At 39.8% G+C, this 23,011-nt stretch carries 22 protein-coding genes and 1 riboswitch; of the genes, 14 read left to right on the forward strand and 8 right to left on the reverse strand.

Annotated elements, in window-relative coordinates; all coding sequences use genetic code 11:
• Positions 1 to 16 precede the first annotated feature (16 nt).
• Positions 17 to 2,479 carry a trimethylamine-N-oxide reductase TorA gene (torA, locus tag A6E03_RS05990; RefSeq protein WP_065593394.1) on the forward strand — a complete coding sequence of 821 codons (2,463 nt, stop codon included), beginning with the start codon at positions 17 to 19 and terminating at the stop codon, positions 2,477 to 2,479.
• 276 nt (positions 2,480 to 2,755) lie between these two features.
• Positions 2,756 to 4,495: a glycoside hydrolase family 36 protein gene (locus A6E03_RS05995; protein ID WP_065600390.1), complete on the forward strand. Its 1,740-nt coding sequence runs from the start codon at positions 2,756 to 2,758 to the stop codon at positions 4,493 to 4,495.
• Between the two features lie 274 nt (positions 4,496 to 4,769).
• On the opposite strand, the gene A6E03_RS06000 is transcribed toward A6E03_RS05995, so the two are convergent.
• The 6 genes from A6E03_RS06000 to pspF form a co-directional block, all read right to left on the reverse strand.
• Positions 4,770 to 5,594: an ATP-binding cassette domain-containing protein gene (locus A6E03_RS06000; RefSeq protein ID WP_065593396.1), complete on the reverse strand. Its 825-nt coding sequence runs from the start codon at positions 5,592 to 5,594 to the stop codon at positions 4,770 to 4,772.
• Positions 5,578 to 6,591 carry an oligopeptide/dipeptide ABC transporter ATP-binding protein gene (locus A6E03_RS06005; RefSeq protein WP_065600391.1) on the reverse strand — a complete coding sequence of 338 codons (1,014 nt, stop codon included), beginning with the start codon at positions 6,589 to 6,591 and terminating at the stop codon, positions 5,578 to 5,580. The genes A6E03_RS06000 and A6E03_RS06005 overlap by 17 nt, the downstream gene beginning before the upstream one ends.
• A complete protein-coding gene (sapC, locus tag A6E03_RS06010; protein WP_065593398.1) occupies positions 6,591 to 7,478 on the reverse strand; it encodes a putrescine export ABC transporter permease SapC in 888 nt (295 codons plus the stop codon). The genes A6E03_RS06005 and sapC overlap by 1 nt, the downstream gene beginning before the upstream one ends.
• Positions 7,465 to 8,427: an ABC transporter permease subunit gene (locus A6E03_RS06015; protein ID WP_065593399.1), complete on the reverse strand. Its 963-nt coding sequence runs from the start codon at positions 8,425 to 8,427 to the stop codon at positions 7,465 to 7,467. The genes sapC and A6E03_RS06015 overlap by 14 nt, the downstream gene beginning before the upstream one ends.
• Entirely contained in the window at positions 8,427 to 10,052 is a 1,626-nt protein-coding gene (gene sapA / locus A6E03_RS06020; RefSeq protein WP_065600392.1) for an ABC transporter substrate-binding protein SapA, read from the reverse strand. The genes A6E03_RS06015 and sapA overlap by 1 nt, the downstream gene beginning before the upstream one ends.
• A gap of 78 nt (positions 10,053 to 10,130) precedes the next feature.
• A complete protein-coding gene (pspF, locus tag A6E03_RS06025; protein ID WP_065600393.1) occupies positions 10,131 to 11,171 on the reverse strand; it encodes a phage shock protein operon transcriptional activator in 1,041 nt (346 codons plus the stop codon).
• 196 nt (positions 11,172 to 11,367) lie between these two features.
• Between pspF and pspA the strand changes: the two genes are divergently transcribed.
• The 12 genes from pspA to thiE all read left to right on the forward strand — a co-directional run bounded on the left by pspA (position 11,368) and on the right by thiE (position 21,119).
• Positions 11,368 to 12,033, forward strand: coding sequence for a phage shock protein PspA (pspA, locus tag A6E03_RS06030; protein WP_023603015.1), 666 nt, complete (start codon positions 11,368 to 11,370; stop codon positions 12,031 to 12,033).
• A gap of 45 nt (positions 12,034 to 12,078) precedes the next feature.
• Positions 12,079 to 12,303: an envelope stress response membrane protein PspB gene (gene pspB / locus A6E03_RS06035; protein WP_012551815.1), complete on the forward strand. Its 225-nt coding sequence runs from the start codon at positions 12,079 to 12,081 to the stop codon at positions 12,301 to 12,303.
• Positions 12,303 to 12,689, forward strand: coding sequence for an envelope stress response membrane protein PspC (gene pspC / locus A6E03_RS06040; protein WP_017021854.1), 387 nt, complete (start codon positions 12,303 to 12,305; stop codon positions 12,687 to 12,689). The genes pspB and pspC overlap by 1 nt, the downstream gene beginning before the upstream one ends.
• 135 nt (positions 12,690 to 12,824) lie before the next feature.
• Entirely contained in the window at positions 12,825 to 14,222 is a 1,398-nt protein-coding gene (locus A6E03_RS06045) for a YcjX family protein (protein WP_065600394.1), read from the forward strand.
• Complete coding sequence (locus A6E03_RS06050) at positions 14,219 to 15,256, forward strand: YcjF family protein (protein WP_065600395.1); 1,038 nt, start codon at positions 14,219 to 14,221, stop codon at positions 15,254 to 15,256. The genes A6E03_RS06045 and A6E03_RS06050 overlap by 4 nt, the downstream gene beginning before the upstream one ends.
• Positions 15,257 to 15,319: 63 nt before the next feature.
• Positions 15,320 to 15,417: riboswitch (TPP riboswitch) on the forward strand.
• A gap of 103 nt (positions 15,418 to 15,520) precedes the next feature.
• Entirely contained in the window at positions 15,521 to 16,375 is an 855-nt protein-coding gene (gene thiD / locus A6E03_RS06055) for a bifunctional hydroxymethylpyrimidine kinase/phosphomethylpyrimidine kinase (protein WP_065600396.1), read from the forward strand.
• Positions 16,375 to 17,148 (forward strand): ABC transporter ATP-binding protein, encoded by a 774-nt coding sequence (locus A6E03_RS06060; RefSeq protein WP_065600397.1) that lies wholly within the window; start codon positions 16,375 to 16,377, stop codon positions 17,146 to 17,148. The genes thiD and A6E03_RS06060 overlap by 1 nt, the downstream gene beginning before the upstream one ends.
• A 55-nt stretch (positions 17,149 to 17,203) precedes the next feature.
• Positions 17,204 to 17,959 carry an ABC transporter permease gene (locus A6E03_RS06065; protein WP_255310603.1) on the forward strand — a complete coding sequence of 252 codons (756 nt, stop codon included), beginning with the start codon at positions 17,204 to 17,206 and terminating at the stop codon, positions 17,957 to 17,959.
• A 27-nt stretch (positions 17,960 to 17,986) separates the two neighbouring features.
• The gene (locus tag A6E03_RS06070; RefSeq protein ID WP_012551822.1) at positions 17,987 to 18,934 is read left to right on the forward strand and encodes an ABC transporter substrate-binding protein; all 948 of its coding nucleotides are present in this window, start codon (positions 17,987 to 17,989) and stop codon (positions 18,932 to 18,934) included.
• Positions 18,935 to 18,967: 33 nt separating this feature from the next.
• Positions 18,968 to 19,630: a thiaminase II gene (gene tenA / locus A6E03_RS06075; RefSeq protein ID WP_065600399.1), complete on the forward strand. Its 663-nt coding sequence runs from the start codon at positions 18,968 to 18,970 to the stop codon at positions 19,628 to 19,630.
• A gap of 54 nt (positions 19,631 to 19,684) precedes the next feature.
• Positions 19,685 to 20,488 (forward strand): hydroxyethylthiazole kinase, encoded by an 804-nt coding sequence (gene thiM / locus A6E03_RS06080; RefSeq protein WP_083201841.1) that lies wholly within the window; start codon positions 19,685 to 19,687, stop codon positions 20,486 to 20,488.
• Positions 20,489 to 20,498: 10 nt separating this feature from the next.
• Positions 20,499 to 21,119 (forward strand): thiamine phosphate synthase, encoded by a 621-nt coding sequence (thiE, locus tag A6E03_RS06085; protein WP_065600400.1) that lies wholly within the window; start codon positions 20,499 to 20,501, stop codon positions 21,117 to 21,119.
• Positions 21,120 to 21,160: 41 nt separating this feature from the next.
• Here the strand turns inward: thiE and A6E03_RS06090 are convergent, their stop codons facing one another.
• The gene (locus A6E03_RS06090; protein WP_065593411.1) at positions 21,161 to 21,943 is read right to left on the reverse strand and encodes a GGDEF domain-containing protein; all 783 of its coding nucleotides are present in this window, start codon (positions 21,941 to 21,943) and stop codon (positions 21,161 to 21,163) included.
• A gap of 336 nt (positions 21,944 to 22,279) precedes the next feature.
• Complete coding sequence (locus A6E03_RS06095; protein ID WP_065600401.1) at positions 22,280 to 23,008, reverse strand: DsbA family protein; 729 nt, start codon at positions 23,006 to 23,008, stop codon at positions 22,280 to 22,282.
• Positions 23,009 to 23,011: the final 3 nt, after the last annotated feature.

The following is a 23,011-nucleotide window of genomic DNA, read 5'->3' on the forward strand; positions in this document are numbered from 1 at the left end:
TGGAGTAGATAGCATTATGTCTATTAGCAGAAGAAGTTTTCTAAAAGGTGTTGCAACAACAAGTGCAGTATCTTTGGTAGGTCCAAGCCTACTAATGTCTTCAAAAGCAAGCGCAGCTGAAACTACAGGCACATGGCGCATGTCTGGCTCACATTGGGGTGCGTTCCGTGCGCACATCTATGCGGGTAAAGTTCAAGAAATTAAAGCATTAGAAATGGATAAGCATCCAACAGAAATGTTGAATGGTATCAAAGGCATTATTTACAGCCCAAGCCGTGTACGTTACCCAATGGTTCGTCTAGATTGGCTGAAAAAGCACAAGTACTCTACTGAAACTCGTGGTAACAACCGTTTCGTACGTGTAACTTGGGATGAAGCGTTAGATTTATTCTACCGCGAGCTTGAGCGTGTTCAAAAAGACTACGGTCCATGGGCGCTTCATGCTGGTCAAACTGGTTGGAACCAAACAGGTTCTTTCCACAACTGTACTGCTCAAATGCAACGTGCCGTTGGTATGCATGGTAACTTCATCAAGAAAGTAGGTGACTACTCGACGGGTGCAGGTCAAACAATTATGCCTTACGTTCTTGGTTCTACAGAAGTGTACGCACAAGGTACTTCTTGGTCTGAGATCATCGAGCATTCAGATAACATTATTTTATGGGCAACGGATCCAGTTAAAAACCTACAAGTAGGTTGGAACTGTGAGACTCATGAATCTTACGCATACCTTGAGAAGCTAAAAGAAAAAGTGGCTGCAGGTAAAGTAAATGTTCTTTCTGTTGACCCAGTTAAAAACAAAACACAACGCTTCTTACAAAATGACCACATGTACTTGAATCCACAAACTGATGTGGCGTTCATGTTAGCTGTGGCTTACACGTTATACACTGAGAACTTGTACGACAAAGCGTTCATCGATACTTACTGCCTAGGCTTTGACGAGTTTATGCAATACGTGCTTGGTGAAACGAAAGATAAAGTAGTTAAGACTCCTGAGTGGGCTGCTGAGATCTGTGGCGTATCACCTGAGCAAATTCGTGAATTTGCGAAAATGATGGCAACTGGCCGTACACAAATCCTATTTGGATGGTGTATCCAACGTCAACAACACGGTGAGCAACCATACTGGATGGGTACGGTTCTATCTGCAATGACTGGCCAAATCGGTCTTGCTGGTGGTGGTGTATCTTACAGTCACCACTACTCAAGTGTTGGTGTTCCTTCTACTGGTTTTGCAGGTCCTGGTGGTTTCCCACGTAACGTGGACCAAGGTCATGAGCCTAAGTGGAATAACAACGACTTCAATGGTTACAGCAATACTATTCCTGTAGCGCGTTGGATTGACTGTCTATTAGAACCAGGTAAAGAAATCCGTTATAACGGTAATAAAGTCGTATTACCTGATTTCAAAATGATGGTTATTTCTGGTAACAACCCTTGGCATCACCACCAAGATCGTAACCGTATGAAGCAAGCGTTCCAAAAACTTCAAACGGTTGTAACGATTGATTTTGCTTGGACTGCAACGTGTCGCTTCTCTGATATCGTACTTCCTGCATGTACGCAATGGGAACGTAATGATATTGACCAATACGGTTCATACTCGGCGCGTGGCTTAATTGCAATGCACAAGCTGGTTGATCCACTATACCAATCAAGATCTGATTTTGAGATCATGACTGAACTGACTCGTCGTTTTGGCCGTCATAAAGAATATACTCGTGGTATGGATGAGATGGAGTGGGTTCGTTCACTTTATGCTGAATGTCGCACAGCAAACGAAGGCAAATTTGATATGCCTGAATTTGATGTATTCTGGGAAAAAGGCGTTCTAGACTTCGGCGAAGGTAAACCATGGGTTCGTCACGCTGATTTCCGTAAAGATCCTGAAGTGAATGCACTAGGCACACCTTCTGGTTTCATTGAAATCACAAGCCGTAAGATTGCGCGCTTTGGCTACGAAGAATGTCAAGGTCACCCAATGTGGTTCGAGAAATCTGAACGTTCACATGGCGGTCCGGGTTCTAAAGAACACCCATTCTGGATGCAATCTTGTCACCCTGATAAGCGTCTGCATTCACAAATGTGTGAATCTGAAGAGTTCCGTGCAACTTACGCGGTTCAAGGTCGTGAGCCGGTATACATTAACCCTCAAGATGCTAAAGAAAAAGGCATTAAGAGTGGCGATCTAGTTCGCGTATTTAATGGTCGTGGTCAGCTTCTTGCTGGTGCTGTTCTTACTGATAGTTACCCTCGTGGTGTTATCCGTATCGAAGAAGGTGCATGGTACGGTCCATTGAACGAAAAAGTGGGCGCAATCTGTACTTATGGCGATCCAAATACACTGACACAAGATATTCCATCATCAGAGCTTGCTCAGGCAACATCTGCGAATACATGTCTAGTTAACTTTGAGAAATTCAAAGGTAAAGTTCCACCAGTAACTTCGTTCGGTGGTCCAATTATTGTTGAATAAGACAATAAAAGTTAATTAATTAAAAAGCACCTATATTTAGGTGCTTTTTTTATATGTTTTATTCTCACACGAAAGCACCTCAAATGGATATACAGAATAAGTTGTCATAATATTTATTTCAGTTGCTTTCTCTTTTTTAACCGTCTAATTTTTCATAACTTCTTCTAGATCTCGTCTTACGCCTGTTATTGTTGCTTGTATTTTGAATCGTAGTATTCTACGAAAATCACATAGTTAGTTGATTAATTTCGTACAAAAAACAGCAATAGGAAGCACATGATGACCCCGCTATTTTTCTTATGTGGACAAGAAGCACTTTCTGTTCAAAGTGATTTAGTCTATGAATTAAAAAACGATCAAATAACCCTGCGCTTTGCTGGGATTCATAATTCTCCTATTAATGATCATTACTTAATCCTGCAATTTCCAACACAACTTGAGCATGATGCTAAAATTTTGGGTGATGGCTTTCAAATGTTAGCTCAAACAGCCGGTCAAGTTGATGCGCCAAAAGACATAGGTCGTTGTCCTGATAATAATTCAAGCTACCGTTTATATTCTGAAGATGCGAAGAAACGGTTTTATAATTATCTAGTCGTCGAACAATCAGATGGTTTTACTTTGTTTGGTTTTACATCGTGCCATCGCTTTGCGGGATATTTTGAAATACATGAATCTCAAGGCAACATGAATGTAATGGCCTTTCTTGATGGTGAGCACACACGACCACAAGATTGGGCAAGTAATCACATGGAAGCCGTAACCGTAATTACGGCAGATTCACTGGCTGAGATCTATGAACTTTATGCGGTGAAAATTCAAGAAAATCATCCTATTAGAGCTGGGGTAAAACGCAATGCTCCGGTTGGTTGGTGTTCTTGGTATGCATACTATGCAGAGGTTACCGAAAAGAATGTACTCGATAACGTAGAAGTGATGTGTACAGAGCAACAAGATTTTGAATGGGTGCTATTAGATGATGGTTATCAAGCATTCATGGGAGATTGGCTAACGCCATCAAGTAAATTTCCTAATGGCATTCAATCTTTGCTTAGAGAGATTAAAGATAGAGGGAAAAAGCCTGCTATTTGGATCGCCCCATTTATTGCACAGCCAGAATCAGACGTATTTAAAAACCACCCTGATTGGTTTGTTCGTCACGAGAACAGCGATTTACTAAAAGCAGACGATATTACTTATGGTGGTTGGCGTTGCACGCCATGGTACATTCTTGACACCTCAAAACCCGCGGTTCAACAACATCTAACAAATGTTATTCATACTATGCGAGAAGAGTGGGGCGTTGAGCTTTTTAAGCTAGACGCAAACTTTTGGGGTTGCTTAAAAGGGCATCGAGTTCAATCTGGAATTACAGGTATAGAAGCTTATCGTCTAGGTATGCAAGCCATTATTAATGGGGCAGGGGATGCATTAATACTAGGGTGTAATGCCCCGATGTGGCCATCTTTGGGTCTTGTTGATGCAATGCGTATTTCGGATGATGTTGAACGTAATCCTGAACGTTTTGAACAACTTGCTAAAGAGACATTTTACCGCAGTTGGCAGCATCGTAAGTTATGGCAAATAGACCCTGATTGTGTAACGTTGGTTTCTTTGCCTAATCAAGGCACAGAGCGAAAATATTATGAGTTCCATCGTAATGTGATTCTTGCTTCTGGAGGTTTAGCACTATCTGGTGATCCACTACCAGAGTTAAATGAATTTGCAAAAAAAACGTGGAAGAACTTACTGTCTCGTCTGCGTTTAACTCAAGATGCTGCACAATTTAAATCGCTATCAAACCACCATTGTACTTTACGATTAAATCATCAGCATGAGCTGCATTGTGTATTTAATTATGATTATGAACCTATGGAACATACATTAGTCGCTGACCAACCATCAATCTGGCGTGACTTTTGGACGGGTGAGCAGTTAAATGAAGAACCAATGCAAATGTTATTGCTTACATTAGAAAATGGATTAAGTAGCCGAGCCATTCTGGTTTCTAATTAAACGTTCTCATATAATTTGAAATTAAGGGTGTTATTTCCAATGTAAGGAATTAGCATCCTTTTTTTATAAAAAGATCTAAAACATCCAAGGATATCGCGATTTAATGTCATGAAATATAAAGGTTAATTTTTATCATCACGTTTTTTGTCATTTGAAGTTAATAATATGGGATCATATACTTCAACGCCATTTGCTTTTATAAGTACAGTTAACTCTCATAATCAATGGTCATATTTGTTGTTTTTATTATTTCTTTTTTATTCATAGGTGTTAATTAGCACTCAATTTTAGGTGTTGCTGCACTGATTCGTTGTTTTCTATCATGCGTTGGTGCATCAAAATGACTTGCTAGCAAACGCTGTGTAATAGAGTGTTGAGGGTTAGCAAAAATTTCTTGAGTTACCCCTTTTTCTACTACTTCCCCTTCATGCATCACCATTACTTTATCTGTAATATGTTTTACCACCCCAATGTGCTGAGATACGTAAATAAATGAGATAGCCATTTCTTGTTGAAGCTCTAAGAACAAATTAATGATCTGAGAACGCATAGCCATATCCAACCCATTCAATGCTTCGTCCGCGACAATAATAGAGGGTTGTAGTATTAACGCTCGAGCTAGACATACACGTTGTTTTTGTCCTGTTGCTAACATTTGAGGGTAGAAGTACGCATGTTCCGGTAATAATCCTACACGTTGGAGCGTATCTTTTACTCGTCGCTCTCGTGCATCTTGAGACATACTGGTATTACGCTTTAGTGGACCTTCTAGTATATGACCTATTTGAATTCTAGGGTTCAACGAAGAGTTCGGATCCTGAAAAATCATACGGATCAGTTTACAGCGAGTTTTAAAATCTTTGTAATCTAAGACTTCACCATTAACTTTAATTATTCCTGATGTAGGCTCAACAACACCAGCAAGCATTCTGGCTAATGTTGATTTTCCAGAACCATTAGCACCAATAAAACCAATGGTTTGACCTGCCTCTAAAGAAAAGCTAACTGGCTTTACAGCCTCTCTAATTTGTTTACGAAAAAGGCCAGTACGAAATACATAGTCTTTTTTAAGGTCAGTAACTTCAAGAAGCGCAGTCATTCTTCTTCTCCTCAAAATTTAATGGGAAATGGCAGCTAAATTTATGGTCTTTCACTTTTTGTCCTTCAGGCACTTGTACGCATTTACGTTGAGCATAAGGGCAACGCGGACCTAAACGGCAACCAATCGGTAAATGTTGTAGTGGAGGAATGGTTCCTGGCAATGATTCTAGCTTGGCTTTATGGGGGATCCCATCTTTACTAAAATCAGGCATCGCGCGTAATAATGCATTGGTATAAGGATGCTTTGGTGCCTCAAGAATTTCTTTACGACTAGCCGATTCGACTGATTGACCACAATACATTACGGTAATTCTATCTACCCATTGAGTTAACGTTATTAAATCATGACTAATTAATACAATTGTTGTGTTGTTAACTTGATTCATACGACTTAATAATCGAAATACTTGTGACTGTGTCACAGCATCAAGTTCATCTGTCGGTTCATCGGCGATCAAAATACGTGGTTTATTAGCGATAGCCATGGCAATCATAACTTTTTGACATTCACCAGCGGTAAGTTCATAAGGATAACATTTCATAATATGCTTATGATCTTTAATACCCACTTTATGAAGTAGGGCAATTGCCCCTTTGGTACGCCAATTCCAGCGTTGCCACCATTTACCTAAAAAGTACTTTGATGGGATTGCTTCTTTAAGCTGATTCCCGACTTGTTCTGAGGGGTCAAGACACGTAGAAGGTTCTTGGAAGATCATTGCCATTTCACGGCCAATAACACGGCGTCGTTCTTTTGGAGATAAAGCAAGTAGATCAATGTTACCTAAACGCATTCTGTCTGCGCTTATCTTCCAGTTATCTTTGGTTATCCCTAAGATTGCTTTCGCTACGAGTGATTTACCAGAGCCAGATTCACCAACAAGGCCACGAATTTCACCCTCATTAAGAGTTAAGCTCATACGATCAACCGCTTTAACCATTCCCTGAGGGGTCTCTAATTCAATGGTTAAATGGCGAATGTCTAATAATGGCATTATTCGGTCCCCGCATTTAATGCGCGTTGGATCCCATCACCAACTAAGTTAATGATAATCACAGTGAAAGTTATAACGATACCCGGCAATGTTACGGTCCAAGGGGCGATATAAATCAGCTCAATAGAGTCACCTAACATAGCCCCCCATTCTGGGCTTGGGGCTTGTGCGCCTAATCCAAGAAAGCCTAATGCGGTAATGTCTAAAATCGCAACAGAAAGAGCTAACGTCATTTCAGCAACAATAATAGTTAAAATGTTAGGTAATACCGAATTCCACAACAAATAGAAGTCATTTGCGCCATCTAAACGAGCGGCAAGAATGTAGTCTTTTTCTATTTCACTGTGTACAGCAGTATAGACTGCTCGGATAAAACGAGGAATAAGGGCAAGCCAAATCGCCAGTAAAATACTGAATTCACCAAAGCCTAGAAATGCCACAAAAATAATGGCAAGCAGCAGTGAAGGAATAGATAAGATAGTATCTAAAAGGTGATTCAAGGTACTTGATATTAGCCCTTTAGTCATACCAGCAAAAATGCCGATACCACAACCCACAAACCCAGAGAGTAGGGTAACGATTACAGCATAGCCAAAAGTAAGCTGAGAGCCTGTAACTAATCGGGATAAAATATCTCTTCCTAGATCATCGGTGCCTAAGAAAAAAGTCACGTCCCCTTCTGAGTTCCAAGACGGTGGCATGAGTAAATTCTCTGATTGCCACTGTGGATCGTATGGGCTCAACCATGGAGATGCAATCGTAATAATAATGATGAGTAATAAGCACCAAAAACCAAACATTGCCAATGAATTAGCACGATAACTCAGCCAGAAACGCTCCATCTGAGTAGGGATGTGTTCTTCTTGATAAACGCTATTTGAGAGCATAGAACTCTTTCCTTACTAACGGGTTTACAGCGGCACCTAATAAATCCGATAAGATATTAGCCAATAAAATAAATGAAGCTACGGTAATAACCCCGGCTTGAATAGCTACAAAATCTTGATTAATAATAGCATCAAGTAACCAACGTCCCACTCCTGGCCAGTTAAAAATAGACTCAGTTAATATGGCTGCGGTAAACAAACCCGATAATTGAATCCCAAGTTTTGGAATTATAGGGGGTAAGGCGTTACGTATAATATGTTTTATCATGATCTCAAATTTAGAGAGACCTTTAGTATGAGCCACTTTAATGTAATTCTGAGTGATGACGTTGGATACTGAAGAGCGCATTAAGCGGATGACTTCAGTCATTGGAGCAATAGATAAAACCAAAGTAGGTAATATTAAGTGATGAATAATATTCTCTAGCATTTCAGCACGGTAAGGTGAGTCAGATGCTAAAACATCAATAAAGACAAACCCAGTTCTTATATCAAATTCATACAATAAACTGTAACGGCCAGAAACAGGGGTCATACCAAGGTTTAAACTGAAAAACATTAATAATATTAGTGCAATCCAAAATAGAGGCATTGAGTAGCCGACTAAAGCGATGGAAGAGACAATCGTATCTGTTGGTTTACCTTGGCGCATACCGGCAATAGTACCGAGAGGAGTACCAATGATTAAGGCGATAAAAAAAGCAAAAAGGCAAAGTTCAATAGTCGCGGGGAAAACTCGAAGAATTTCATCGAGCATATTTACCCCAAATTGGTTAACACCTAAGTTCCCATTGGTTAATTGGCCTAGATAAGTGACCCAGCCAGAAAAGAAAGAGGTTTGAGACCATACAGAGGTTTCATCAAGGCGTAAAATGTTGAACCCAATTAAGGTAAGGATCAATAGCGTTATAATAAATAAATTAAAACGTCGAATCGTGTATATCCACATTATTTTGCCTCCTCAAATCTAACCACGTTATGGAAAGAATACGTATTAAATGGACTTAAATTAAATCCTTTTAATGATGATTGATTTGCCTGATATTTCACACCATGAGCAAGTGGGATAATGGGTAGCTCTTCACTTAATAAGTTTTGAATTTGACGATAAATATTAATACGGTAGCGAGGTTGGTTGGTCTCTTTAGCAAGGTCTAATAAAAGGTCAAACTCTTCATTACACCAGTTAGCAACGCCGAATCCTGCTTGTTTTGCATTACAAGAAAGTAAAGGTCTAAGCATTGAATCAGGATCCGAGCTATTGGCATTCCACCCAGTAAGGACGAGGTCAATATTATTATTAATTAACTCATTACGGCTTAATAAATCACTGGTAATAAGCGTTAAATTAACCCCTATTTTTGCAAAATCATTTTGTATGATTTCTGCTGATTTTTTAGGGCTAGGGTTATAAGAGTTATTGTCCAAAGGAACCCACATCTTCAATTCTAGAGGAGTGTTAACTCCTGCCTCTCGTAACAAGCCTTTCGCGTAGTTTAAATCATAACGGATAAATGAACTGTCGTTTCCATAAGCCCATGATGCAGGAGGTAAAATCGATTTAGCTTCTATGCCTGAGTTATAATAAACCGAATTTATTAAGCTTGAGCGGTCTATCGCTAGATTTAATGCTTTACGAATACGACGATCTTGTAAAAGAGGTTTTTGCGTATTTACGGCAATAAAAGCGACGTTCGTTGCTGTTTGTGAGAACAACGTAAGGTCGTCGTTTTCAATAATAATAGGCAATTGACTTGAGATCGGATTAACAACCACATCGCATTCCTGACGTAATAATTTTGCCAGAGAACCAGTACCGCGACTTGAAATATCAAAAACAACCTGTGACATTTTTGCAGGGCCTTGCCAATAGTTATCGTGTCTTTTTAAGCGAACGAGTTCACTTTTCTGAAACTGATCAAGTTTAAATGGTCCTGTGCCTACTGGTTTAATATCTATTAATTCTTTCTCATCAATGGATGCTAATTTTTGAGCATATTCCTGAGAGTGGATAACCGCATATGAACTCGAGAGTGCGGATAAAAAAGTATTGTCAGGAGCTGAAAGTACGAATTGCACTTTGTTGTTGCCGATAGCATTAACCGATTTGACGGTGTTGGAAAAATTAATGCTATCAAACCAAGGGTAGTGACCAGAATTTACGGAGTGATAAGGATTTTCGGGATTAAGAATACGTTCAAAACTAAACACAACATCATTGGCATTCATGGCTCTTGTTGGAGTGAACAGTTCAGTTGAATGAAAATCGACATCAGGTAATAAGGTAAAGGTATAAACAGTACCTGTCTTATCTATTTCCCAAGAGCTTGCTAAATTAGGAGAAGGCTTTTGTGAGATAGGGTCAATGATTAATAGACGGTCATAAATCTGAGCGCTAATTGCCTCAAGAATGCTATTTTCATCAGAAACTTGTGGATTAAAAAATTCCACACTTCCAGATTCACAATAAATGAATCCTGTTTCCTGAATAGTCTGTTTGATCCCCGCATCATAACAGCCAGTAAGATTAAATAATCCCGTGGCAGCAATGAGTATACGCGTAATAATCTTCATAATGACCGCAGCTTTTATCAATTTTAATTAATGAACCAGTCATTTTATACCCAAGTGACTGGTTCTGCACTTAAATATCTAAGATTCTCCCTTGTTTGTGTCTAAGATTTGATGCTTTTTTAATAATCCTCGAAATTGGTGATAGGTAATGCCTAATTCTTCAGCAGCTTTTCGTTGATGATGTTGCGTTTTAAGTAACGCCTGTTCTAACAAGTCTCTTTCTTGTTCACTTTGAAATTGTTTTAAATTCAAAGGCAGCATGGTAGTTTGAGTTTGAGTTTGAGTTTGAGTTTGTTCATTGTGAATGTTGAGTATAGTCGAAGTCGGCGTCTTCACCTGTTCACTTTCCCAAGGAGAGATAAATGGATTAAGTTGGATAGATTCAATTTGTGCTTCTTCATGATTATGCTTAAATACAGCACGTTCAATGCAGTTTCTTAATTCACGCACGTTACCTGGCCAATCATGATCTAATATTTGTTGTTTTGCATAATAAGAAAACCCTGCAAAATATCGCAAATTCATCTCTTGGCACATTTTTATCGCAAAATGCTCAGCAAGCAACAGTACGTCTTGCTCGCGATAACGCAATGGCGGCAAGTGAATGACATCAAAAGATAATCTATCAAGTAAATCCGCTCTGAATTTTTTCTCCTCAACCATTTCCTGAGGGTTCTGATTTGTCGCACAAATTAAACGCACATCGGCTTTTAAGGTGTGTGAACCACCGACACGCTCGTACTCTCCATATTCGATAACACGAAGTAGCTTTTCTTGAACGGTTAAAGGCGCGGTGCCAAGTTCATCTAAAAATAGAGAGCCACCATCTGCTCGTTCAAATCGACCTTGATGACGCTGTTTTGCGCCCGTAAACGATCCCGCATCATGGCCAAATAATTCAGAATCTAATGTACCTGAACTTAATGCAGCGCAGTTTAAACTCACGAGTGGTTCATCCCACCGTTTGGATAAGAAGTGAAGACGCTGAGCAATCAGCTCTTTACCTGTTCCTCGTTCGCCCAAAATCAGAATTGGTCGATCAATGGTAGCTAATTGAGAAGCATGATCTAACGCAGATAAGAAGGCGTCAGACTCACCAATTAAACTGTCTTTTCTCATATCTTCTCCATAGTGGTGATGGTCAATATAGCCAAATAATGGTCTTTTTAATCATGGACTAAAGTTTGGTTGTGGTCAATTTAATGTAAGTGGTTGATTTTTAGTGTATGAAAAGTTGGCATGCATTGTGTAATAGTTATAGTAAGTTTCAAAACAACGAGTTATTAGATTCGTATTAAATTAAGAGGAATTGATTATGGGTATTTTTTCACGCTTTGCAGACATCGTTAATGCTAACGTTACTTCATTATTGGATAAGGCGGAAAATCCAGAAAAGATGATCCGTTTGATCATTCAAGAAATGGAAGACACGTTAGTTGAAGTTCGTACTGCATCAGCAAAAGCAATTGCAGATAAAAAAGAGTTAACACGTAAAATTGGTTCAATTGAAGCACAAGTCACCGATTGGCAAGAAAAAGCAAGTTTAGCTTTGATTAAACAACGCGAAGATTTAGCGCGCTCAGCTCTGATAGAAAAACAGAAAGTTCAAGATGTGCTATCAAGCTTAAAAACAGAATTTATTCTTGTAGAAGAAAGCATTGAGAAGTTGACCACAGAATTAACCGAGCTAGAGACTAAACTGACAGAAACTCGTGCTCGTCAACAAGCGTTAGTGATCCGTCAGCAAACAGCCCAACACCGTAATGACATCAAAGCACATACGCATTCAGGAAAAACAGAACGTGCAATGGCAAAGTTTGAACAATATGAGCGTCGTATTGACGAATTGGATGCAAAGGCAGACACTTACTCAATGGGTAAAGCAAACTCACTAGAACAAGAATTTGCAGAGCTGCAAGCGCAAGATGAAATTGAAAAAGAATTAGAGCGTCTAAAAGAACAAATGAAGAAAGACGCATAATAGATTACAAGAGTTGATCGAATTTGAATTACTAAGGAGAAAACAATGAGCGGCTTTTTTGCTTTCCCATTGGTTATATTTTTTATTTTTGTTGCCCCGTTATGGCTGTTTTTACATTACCGAAGCAAAGGTAAAACAGCACAAGGTCTGTCGCATGAAGACACACAGTTATTGAAAACAATGACAGAACGTGCGGATAAAATGCAACGTCGTGTTGAAACATTAGAGAAAATTCTGGATGCAGAATCCCCGAGTTGGAGGGAGCGCTAATGTCAAAAGAACTGTATAGAGATACTCGAAATGGAAAGATTGGTGGCGTCTGTGCAGGCATTGCTCAGTACTTTGGTATTGAACCTTGGATAGTACGTATATTAGTCGTCTCAGCAGCCTTGTTTAGTGCTGGTTTTCTGGTGATGTTAGCCTATTTTGCAGCCATGCTTTTTTTAGATAAAGCACCGGTTGAAATGTACTATCGAACAGAAGAAAAGCGTGAACACACGGTAAAAAGCAAACCGTGGCAAGCAGGGCAATCGCCATCGGAAGTGATTAAACGTGTTGATAAAGACATGGCGAGAATGGAAGAAAAAATTCGTCGAATGGAAGGCTATGTTACGTCTTCTGAATACAAGGTTCGTCGTGAATTTAGAAACTTATAACTGGATTAATTAACAAGAGCAGTCAATAACTTATGTAGATTGACATGAAACATAGGATTACTATCTTGTTCATGGGGTGTTCAGAATCAGTTCTGTACACTCCATTTGTTGTTTATAGAAAAGAGAGAAATATGAATGAGCAGATTAACCAAAGAAATGAATAAATTAGTTAGCCGTAGTATGGATCGCCACGTCAAGTTGGCGGTTACAGGGCTATCGCGTGCAGGTAAGACGGCATTTATTACCTCTTTAGTTAATCAGTGCTTACATGCCGCTTCAAGTGATAAGTTACCTTTGTTATCCGTGACCCGTGAAGGGCGAATGATTGGTGCGAAACGCATACCGCAATCAAATCTTTCTATTCCTAGTTTTACTTATGACGAAGGAATGGACTCACTACTTTCTGAGCCTCCAACATGGCCAGAGCCAACACGAGATGTGAGTGAGTTACGTTTAGCGATAAAATTTAAACCAAAGTCGGGTTTCTTAAAGCATTTACAAGACAGTGCGACCTTGTATGTGGATATTGTCGATTATCCGGGTGAATGGTTATTGGATTTACCGCTTTTGGATATGGATTATTTAGCGTGGTCTAAACAACAGCAATCGAATTTAACTGGGCATCGTAAAGTGTTGTCTGAAGCTTGGTTGCAAGAAGCGAAGAAGTTAGATCCTCTAGCGCCTGTTGATGAAAAGCAACTTGCTCATATTGCTGAGTTATTTACACAATATCTTCATGATTGTAAGGATTCTCAGGGATTACATTGGGTTCAGCCGGGCCGTTTTGTATTACCTGGAGAGCTAGCAGGCGCGCCTGTTTTGCAATTCTTTCCTTTTATGTTTTTGCATAAATACACAGAAGAAGAGTTGGCAAAAGCGAAGAAAGATTCAAACATCGCCGTGCTTAAAAAACGTTATCAGCACTACCAACAACATGTAGTGAAGAAGTTTTATAACGAACACTTTAGACATTTTGATCGTCAAATTGTATTGGTTGATTGCTTACAGCCGTTAAATGCGGGTGAACAATCATTTAATGATATGCGTCAGGCTGTCGATCAGTTGATGCGTAGTTTCCAGTATGGCAAAAGCTCAATGCTTAAACGTCTGTTTTCCCCAAAGATAGATAAAGTGTTGTTTGCTGCCACCAAAGCCGATCACGTTACGCCTGAACAACACCCCAATATGGTGTCGCTGTTGCAACAAATGATCCACCAAACATGGCAAGAAACCGCTTACGAAGGCATTAAAATGGAGTGCATGAGCATTGCCTCAATTCAAGCAACCACCGCGGGAATGATTGAGGACGACGGTGAATTATTTTCCGCAATATCAGGGGTCACCGCCAATCAAACACCGATGATGATGTTTCCGGGTGAGGTGCCTAAACGTATTCCAAGTAAAGCGTATTGGGAAACAAAACCTTTTAATTTCATGAGTTTTCAGCCGTTAGAAAGTGAGACTGACAAACCGCTACAACATATCCGTATGGATAAGGCGATGCAGTTTTTATTAGGAGACAAATTAGTATGAGTGAATTAAAAAAACAGCGCGTATTTCAATCTGAGCCTCAATTTACAGAAAATGAGCAGACTACAGAATCGCTGAATACTCAAAAACTGTTCGAAGAAACACAAACTTTTATTCCTCAAGCGATTGAAGACGAAAGTGAATTGGATGATCTTGATATTGAAACGCCATTAGTGAAAAAGAAAACCCATTGGAGTATTAAAACACTGATTGGTGGTTTCCTTGGATTAACAGTATGGCAAAGTGTTGATCATGTTATTACCGCAATTCAATCGGCTGATTTTCTGTCATTAGGCTGGGCTGGGTTAATTAGCCTTGCAGCAATCATGGGGGTTACTGCTATTGGTCGTGAATTATGGACATTGCGTAAACTTAAAAACCGAGCTGAAATTCAACATCAAGTAACTGAATTGGTTGAAGGCAATGGTATTGGTCAGGCAAAACCGTTCTGTGAAGCATTAGCTAAGAAAGGAGCGACGGCGAATACGGCAGAATATACGCGCTGGGAGAACAGCATTGAATCGCATCATAATAACGCTGAAGTATTTGAAATGTATGACAGCATGGTGGTGTCAGAGCAAGATAAACGAGCAAAAGCATTAATTAGTAAACACGCAGGTGAATCAGCATTGATGGTGGCATTAAGTCCATTAGCTGTGGTGGATATGTTATTAGTAGCGTGGCGTAATATTCGATTAATCGAACAAGTTTCTCAAGTTTATGGGGTAGAGCTTGGCTATTGGGGCCGCTTACGTTTGTTCAAAATGGTTTTGCAAAACATGGCGTTTGCAGGAGCAACTGAAATGGTGACGGATGTTGGTGTTGATATGCTATCTACTGGCCTTGCCGGTAAATTATCAACCAGAGCAGCACAGGGGTTAGGGATTGGTTTATTAACGGCACGTTTTGGATTAAGAACCATGAATCTAATGCGTCCATTGCCATGGCAAGTAGGTGAAGCTCCAAAGCTTTCTGATATGCGTAAAACGATAGTTGCTCAATTAGCATCCAAATTGAGTTCTCAAGATAAGAATTAACTAATACAGTTATCATTCTCATAAAAAAGCATACTATTTACAAATCGATTAGTGATAGTATGACGGCATTAGTCGGGGAGCCAATAGGCTGAGATCGCAATAGCGAACCCGTTGAACCTGATTCAGTTAGTACTGACGTAGGGAACTAATGGTCCTTTTGACACGATCTTTCAATTAGATCCGTTTCTTTTGGTGAGATCTACGTCTATACGTACTTGTTCTCACTCGACTGTTTTTCCTGACCGTTAGTTAGGGAAAATAAGTATGCCTTCATTAAACAACACTGCGCTTTTATCTACATTATCTTCTACCACACCGATTGTATTAACTATTGCTGGCTCTGACAGTGGTGGTGGTGCAGGGATCCAAGCTGACATCAAAGCAATTTCTGCAACCGGCAGTTATGCGTGCTCGGTGATTACCGCATTAACGGCTCAAAATACGCAGGGCGTGACGGGCATTTATCCAATCAGCAGTGAATTTGTTGAGCAGCAACTGGATGCTGTTTTTTCTGATTTAAATGTTATCGCCGTTAAAGTCGGCATGTTAAGTGATTCTGATATCATCCGCTCGGTTGCGAAAAAAATAAAACAATACTCTCCTCGCTATCTTGTGGTTGACCCTGTTATGGTCGCGACCAGCGGTGATCTTCTTCTAAAATCGTCTGCTATTGAAAGCCTTAAATCTGAACTGCTTCCCCTTGCCGATGTTATCACGCCAAACCTACCAGAAGCCGCAGCATTGATTAATGCGAAAGTACCCGAAAGTGAAGTAGAAATGACAGCAATGATCGATGAACTTCGTCAATTAGGTGCTAAGTCAGTATTGCTAAAAGGTGGGCATTTAGAAAAGGATGAAAACAGTACCGATTTGCTGATTTTATCTGATTCCATAGAACGTTTATCGACACCTCGAATTGAAACTCGCAATACACACGGCACGGGCTGTACATTATCGTCAGCGATTGCTTCGTATTTAGCGCAAGGTCATGAGTTACAGGCGGCAGTAACACTAGGTAAGCATTATATTACTCAAGCGATTATTCATGCGGATGAACTGAATATTGGTCAGGGACATGGGCCTGTGAATCACTTTTTTGCTTTACATACTCCAGAGTAATGGGGGTGAATAATCGCATTGGTGCCGTCATTTCTAATGGGGCGTTACAATATAAAGACAGCGAACACCCTATTATTTTCAATCTAAATATGACGATCCCTAAAGGAAAATGGACAGCCATATTAGGAAAGAGTGGTTGTGGTAAAACATCGATATTGCGTTATCTCGCCGGATTATTGACCGATAAAGTCGTGTGGTCAGGGGATGTTTCGATTGATGGCGTAAACGCATTAGAAGGCAATATCGCGTACATGGCGCAACAAGATTTATTGATGCCGTGGTTAAACGTAATAGATAATGTCTGCTTTGCCGATAAGTTTGCAACGAACTCCCGCTTTAATTCAACGAAACCGAATTCGGATAAACACAGAGCGCATGAACTTTTAGAGTTAGTTGGACTAAAAGGGCATGAGTTTACGATGCCGTCGCAATTATCGGGTGGGATGCGCCAGCGTGTCGCGTTAGCTCGAACATTAATGCAAGACAAGCCAATGGTATTAATGGATGAACCTTTTTCTGCGTTAGATGCCGTCACTCGTTATCGCCTGCAAGATCTTGCTGCTCAAGTGCTAGCAGATAAAACCGTTTTATTGATAACGCATGATCCACAAGAAGCGTTAAGACTGAGTGATGCGGTTTATATCATGCAAGGACAACCTGCTTCAGCGGTCTCCTTACCCGTTCCAAGTACGTCGGTACCTCGCAAGATTGATGCGGAGTTAGCTGCACTTCAACAACAGATAATTGATACGTTAGAGGTCGATTATGTCTAAATCACTTCTTATAAATTCGACATCAGCAACGATAGGAAAAGTAACGCCAAAACCAATGCTACAAAGCGTGAAATCCTTAATAAGAATCTTAATCAGTGCGGTGGTTATTCTTGGGTTGTGGCAATTCATCGTAATCGTTTTTGCTTTACCAAGCTTCATTTTACCGAGTCCATTGGCTGTCTTTACTAAATTAATACAACGATACGATGTGCTACTTACTCATTCATGGATAACGGCTCAAGAGATCTTGCTTGGTCTTGGCTTGGGCCTTTCTATGGGGTTGTTATTTGCGCTTCAAATGCTGTTGTTTGATCCACTTCGCCGTTGGTTATTACCAATTTTAATTGCGAGTCAAGCAATCCCCGTTTTTGCTATAGCACCTATTTTGATGTTGTGGCTAGGCTATGGCATTGCATCAAAGGTCGTGATGGCGGCATTAATTATCTTTTTCCCTGTGACTACCTGTTGTTATGACGGGCTGCGAAATACCCCTAGTGGTTACCTTGATTTAGCCCACACGATGGGTGCATCAAAATGGCAATTATTAAAATACGTTCGCTTACCTGCGGCTTTACCTGCCTTAGCATCTGGTATTCGTGTTGCTGTTGTTGTCGCGCCTATTGGTGCGGTCGTTGGTGAATGGGTAGGGTCAAGCGAAGGCCTCGGCTATTTGATGCTGCAAGCGAATGCTCGAATGATGATAGATGAAATGTTTGCTGCGTTATTTATTCTCGCGGCGTTATCCGTCAGTTTGTATTTTCTTGCGGATGTATTGATTCAAAAACTCATACCGTGGCAACACGATAAGTAAATTCATAATAAAAGGACTCATTGAATAATGAAAAATAGAGTAATTAAAGGGGCGATGGCTCTGCTTATTTCAAGCTACTCCATGATGGCAAGCGCGGAAGACAAAGCGATGACATTAATGTTGGATTGGTTTGTAAATCCGAACCATGGGCCAGTGGTTATCGCACAACAAAAAGGCTACTTCAAAGAAGAAGGCCTAAATGTGACGATTCAAGAACCCGCCGATCCAAGCATGCCGGCAAAATTAGTGGCGGCCAATAACATTGATTTAGCGATTTCTTACCAAACCAGTTTAACGATTGATGTAGCAGCAGGCTTACCGTTAATTCGTTCGGCAACCCTTATCGCCACGCCATTAAATACCTTAATGGTACTGGATAACGGCAAGATAAACTCTTTAGCTGATTTGAAAGGCAAGAAGATCGGTATTGCAATTGCGGGTAATGAAGACGCTACGATAGGAACGATGCTGAATACAGAAGGGGTTGATTTTTCTGAGGTTAAAATCATCAATGTAGGCTGGGCATTATCGTCGTCATTAGCCTCAGGAAAAGTGGATGCTATTTGGGGAGGATTACGTAATTTTGAAACCAATCAATTGGCATTAGAAGGTTACAAAGCGAAATCTTTTTTCCCAGAAGAGCATGGTGTGCCCTCGTATGATGAGCTTGTTTTTGTTGCGAATGCCAAAACATACGATGCCGATGCGCTAAAGAAATTTAATCACGCTATCGAAAAAGCGACACAATTTATTGTGAATCACCCTGATGAATCGTGGAAAACCTTTGTTTCTTACGCGCCAGATACCCTAAACAATGAATTAAATAAACGCGCATGGAATGACACGTTAACGCGTTTTGCCTTACGCCCATCAGCGGTTGATTTAGAACGCTACAATCGCTTCTCTGAGTTTATGTTCGAGCATAAGATCATAAAAACACAACCTAAAGCCCAAGATTTTGTGCCGGTGTTGTAATCCATTTTCCCTGTTTATTTTTAGAGAATCAGTATGAATCATCAAGACTTAATTCAAGCGTGTCAAAACGAGTGGACCGAATACACCGAGCATAGCTTCGTTCAACAATTAGCGCTTGGAGAGTTGGCGCATTCGTCATTTCTACATTATTTAAAGCAAGACTTTTTGTTTTTAAAGCAGTACACCAGAGCGTATGCCTTAGCGATTTATAAAGCGAGAACGTTAGCGGAAATGCGAATGGCGTTACCGAGTGTACAAGCGTTATTGAGTTCTGAAATTGCACACCATGTGACTTATTGTGGTGAGTGGGGCGTGTCAGAAATAGAGATGGAAGCAGAGCCAGAAGCCTTTGGCACGGTAGCCTACACTCGATTTGTATTAGATACCGGTATGTCTGGTGATTTCATTGATTTATATGCAGCATTAGCGCCCTGTTCTATTGGTTATGGGGTGATTGGTGCGCAATTGCTAGCAAGAGAATCAACTAAGCTAGAAGGCAATCCGTATGCGAATTGGATCAAGATGTATGGTGGTGAAGAGTTTCAATCAGGCGTGCAAAAAAGCATTACACAGCTAGATGAATTACTTGCCGATATCGATCTTAATAGTCAGCGTGGACAGCGTTTGTGTCATATTTTTAAAACGGCGACTCGTATGGAAGTGGCGTTTTGGCAGCAAGGATTAGATGAAGCCTAATTGTTGATGATTAGTACTTTATTAATGAAAAAGCGAACGAATTAAGGAAGAACAATGACAGTCATGAACACGCAAGAAATTATTGAAGCATTGGCAATGTTACGCGAGAAAAAGCCATTAGTTGTGAACATTACTAACTATGTGGTGATGAATAACACCGCGAATGCGTTATTGGCGCTAGGTGCGTCACCAATCATGGCGCACAGCCAACAAGAAATGGCAGAGATGATGAGTTTCTCTGGTGCGTTGGTGATCAACATCGGTACATTAGACAGCGTATGGACACCAAGAATGCATTTCGCGGTAGAGCAAGCGAATCTCAATAATAAAGTGGTGGTGCTTGATCCGGTAGGATGTGGTGCAAGTCAACTTCGTACCCAAACCGCGCGTCAAATCGCAGAAGCGGCGAATACACTGATTATTCGAGGCAACGCCTCTGAGATCATCGCATTAGCAGGTGAAAACGCAAAGAGCAAAGGCGTAGATGCATTAGACAGCAGTGATTCTGCATTAGGTGCGGCTTGTTATGTCGCGCAGCAGTATCAATGCAGCGTCGTTATTTCGGGTGAAACCGATTACGTTGTCACAAAAGAGGCACAGTATAAATTAAATAATGGCCATGCGATGATGCCTTTTGTTACGGGAATGGGTTGTACTCATACTGCATTAACGGGGGCTTTTGCGGCAATAGGTGATCATTCAGGGGTTGCTGCGACGGCTGTTTTAGGTGTTGCAGGTGAAATCGCCGCAGAGCAATCAGCAGGCCCAGGTAGCTTGCAAATGAACCTATTAGATACGCTTTATCAGTTAGATGAAGAAACGCTTACACATCGTTTGAAATTAACGATTAATGCATAGGTTTCGTAATATGAATAACCTTTATACATTATATTTAGTGACTGACGATCAACAAGACATTGATACGTTGTGCCACGTTGTTGCAGAGGCAATAAAAGGCGGCGTAACCATGGTGCAGATCCGTGAAAAACATGGTGATGTACGTGCTTTTATTGAACGCTCATTGGCGATAAAAGAAGTATTAAAAGACAGTGGGGTGCCATTGATCATTAATGATCGTGTTGATGTGGCATTAGCGGTGCAAGCGGATGGGGTTCATTTAGGTCAATCGGATATGCCTGTAAACCTTGCTCGTCAATTGATAGGCTCTGATATGATTTTAGGCTTGTCTGTCGAAAATGAAACGCAGTTGCGTGAGGCGCAAGATCTACCTGTTGACTACCTTGGTATCAGTGCGATATTTTCTACGCCAACTAAGACTAATATTATTAAAGAGTGGGGCATTGACGGTTTAACGAAAGCGGTTAAAGAAAGCAAACTCCCACTTGTTGCCATTGGTGGAATTAACGAAACGAACATTAAGAAAGTAGCAGATACTCAAGTGGATGGTATTGCTTTAGTGTCGGCAATTTGCCATGCAACATCGCCAAAGCAGGCAAGTGAAGGGTTACTTGAATTGATGGGACGTTAATTGTTCTATTAGTTAGCTTATCAATATGAAATTTGAGCACTTTAGGTGCTCTTTTTTAGTGATTTTTTCATTTTATACATCGCTTTATCTGATTGTATTAATGCTTCTTCAAAGTTTTCTTTCGTTGCTTTTTCAATCCCGTATGAGAATGAAATAAGATCATTTTCTAATGTTTTATAAACACTAGCGATATATGAGTTTGCTCGATTAGGCTGAGTGATAACAATAAATTCGTCTCCCCCTGCTCGAAAAGCCATTTCTTGTTTTAAGCAATGCTCTCTAAGAACTTGAGCAAAACGAATGATCATAAGATCGCCAATGGCATGACCTTTCATGTCATTTATTTTCTTTAAACCATTTAAATCAAAGTAAATTAGATCAAACGATGATAATGAGATATCGGTAAACTTTTTTCGGTTATATAGTCTTGTCAAATCGTCTTTCATACTTTCTTTTATAATATTTGCCACTATCGTTGTTAGCCCGATAGCAATTAATAAGAAAGCGACTAATAACGTTCCATCATCGAGAATAGTATCAATGATTTCATAGTTGTCAGAATATTTATCAAAGAATGGAATTTCAGTTAATAAATCATAACATTTATTAAATAAAAGTAGGTAAGCCCCATTCATTATTTTAGAGTATGGAATAAGGTGTGGCTTTACCGTAAGGAAAATATAAACAAGTAAAATGAGCGTAGCACCTTCAAAAAAAACATCTGAAATAGAATCAAAACCTACATAACGACTCATTGCAACGATGGCAATTAATAGTAAGGTTGAAATACCGACAGCGATGATAGAAACATTAGATTCAGGCATATTAGTTCAATCTATCCTTGTTGGGTTGATGTTAAGAATACTTAATTTTCCTCAAAAAATAAACGAAATATTTCAACATTACAGGCAATTTAAATGATCGTTTAATATAATAGTACATAAAAAATGCAATTTTATAAATATAGGGTGTTGTTACCGTGAAATGAAGGGTTATTATTTTTATAAATGAAAGGTCGGCGGCTTACAATATAGAAATGTATTGATTATCAATGGTTAATTAATTGATCTACTTTGGTGAGAAAGACTATATATTTTATAATGATGAAAATTAAATAAAGTAGCTGTGGTACAGGTAGGCCACAGCTACTTTATTCTAGCTTATTTTAACTGAGCTTTTATCGTTGCTTCTAATTGGTCTTGAGGAATAAATCCTGGGATAATTTCATCGCCAATGATCAAACTTGGAGTGCCTCTTAAACCAAGTTGAGAGAATATGTCTTCATTTTTTTCAACAAGTTCTTTTTTCTTTTGATTGGGCGTTAAATCTTTCTGAGTATCAGTAAGATCGGCAATTTTCATGATTGATGTGCTGTCATGTCGTGATGGTTTTGCCATCATTAGACGATGTACCTCGGCAAATTTAGAACGGTCATTTTCCCACACATTTAATGCGTACCATGCTGTATTGGTTTTTAGTCCTGGGATCATGCGCTGTTGAAATGGGAGCAGAACATTTACAACGCGGATTTCTGGATGTTTTTTAATCACTTCAATTAATCCTGATTCTAAACGCTTACAATAAGGGCAGTTATAATCGGTGAAGTTGATGATCGTTAGCTTTGGATTTTCAGCACCAAAATAAGGTTGTTCAGGGTTGTTGTATAAGTAATCATGATTCTGTTTTAAAGTATTTTCCAGAGTTTGTTGTCCATCAATATATTGAGTTAAATTTGAATGTAACCCTTCAATAATGTTTGGATTTTGACGTAATAGATCGGATATTTCAGTTAATTGCTTTTCTTGGTTTGGCGTAAGGCTTTCTGCTGAGACCAATGGTGAGAATACAAGACTTGCTGCGATTGATACGGATAATAGTAATGATTTCATGGA

It is taken from the genome of Aliivibrio sp. 1S128 (assembly GCF_001691065.1).
Classification (GTDB): Bacteria; Pseudomonadota; Gammaproteobacteria; order Enterobacterales; family Vibrionaceae; genus Aliivibrio.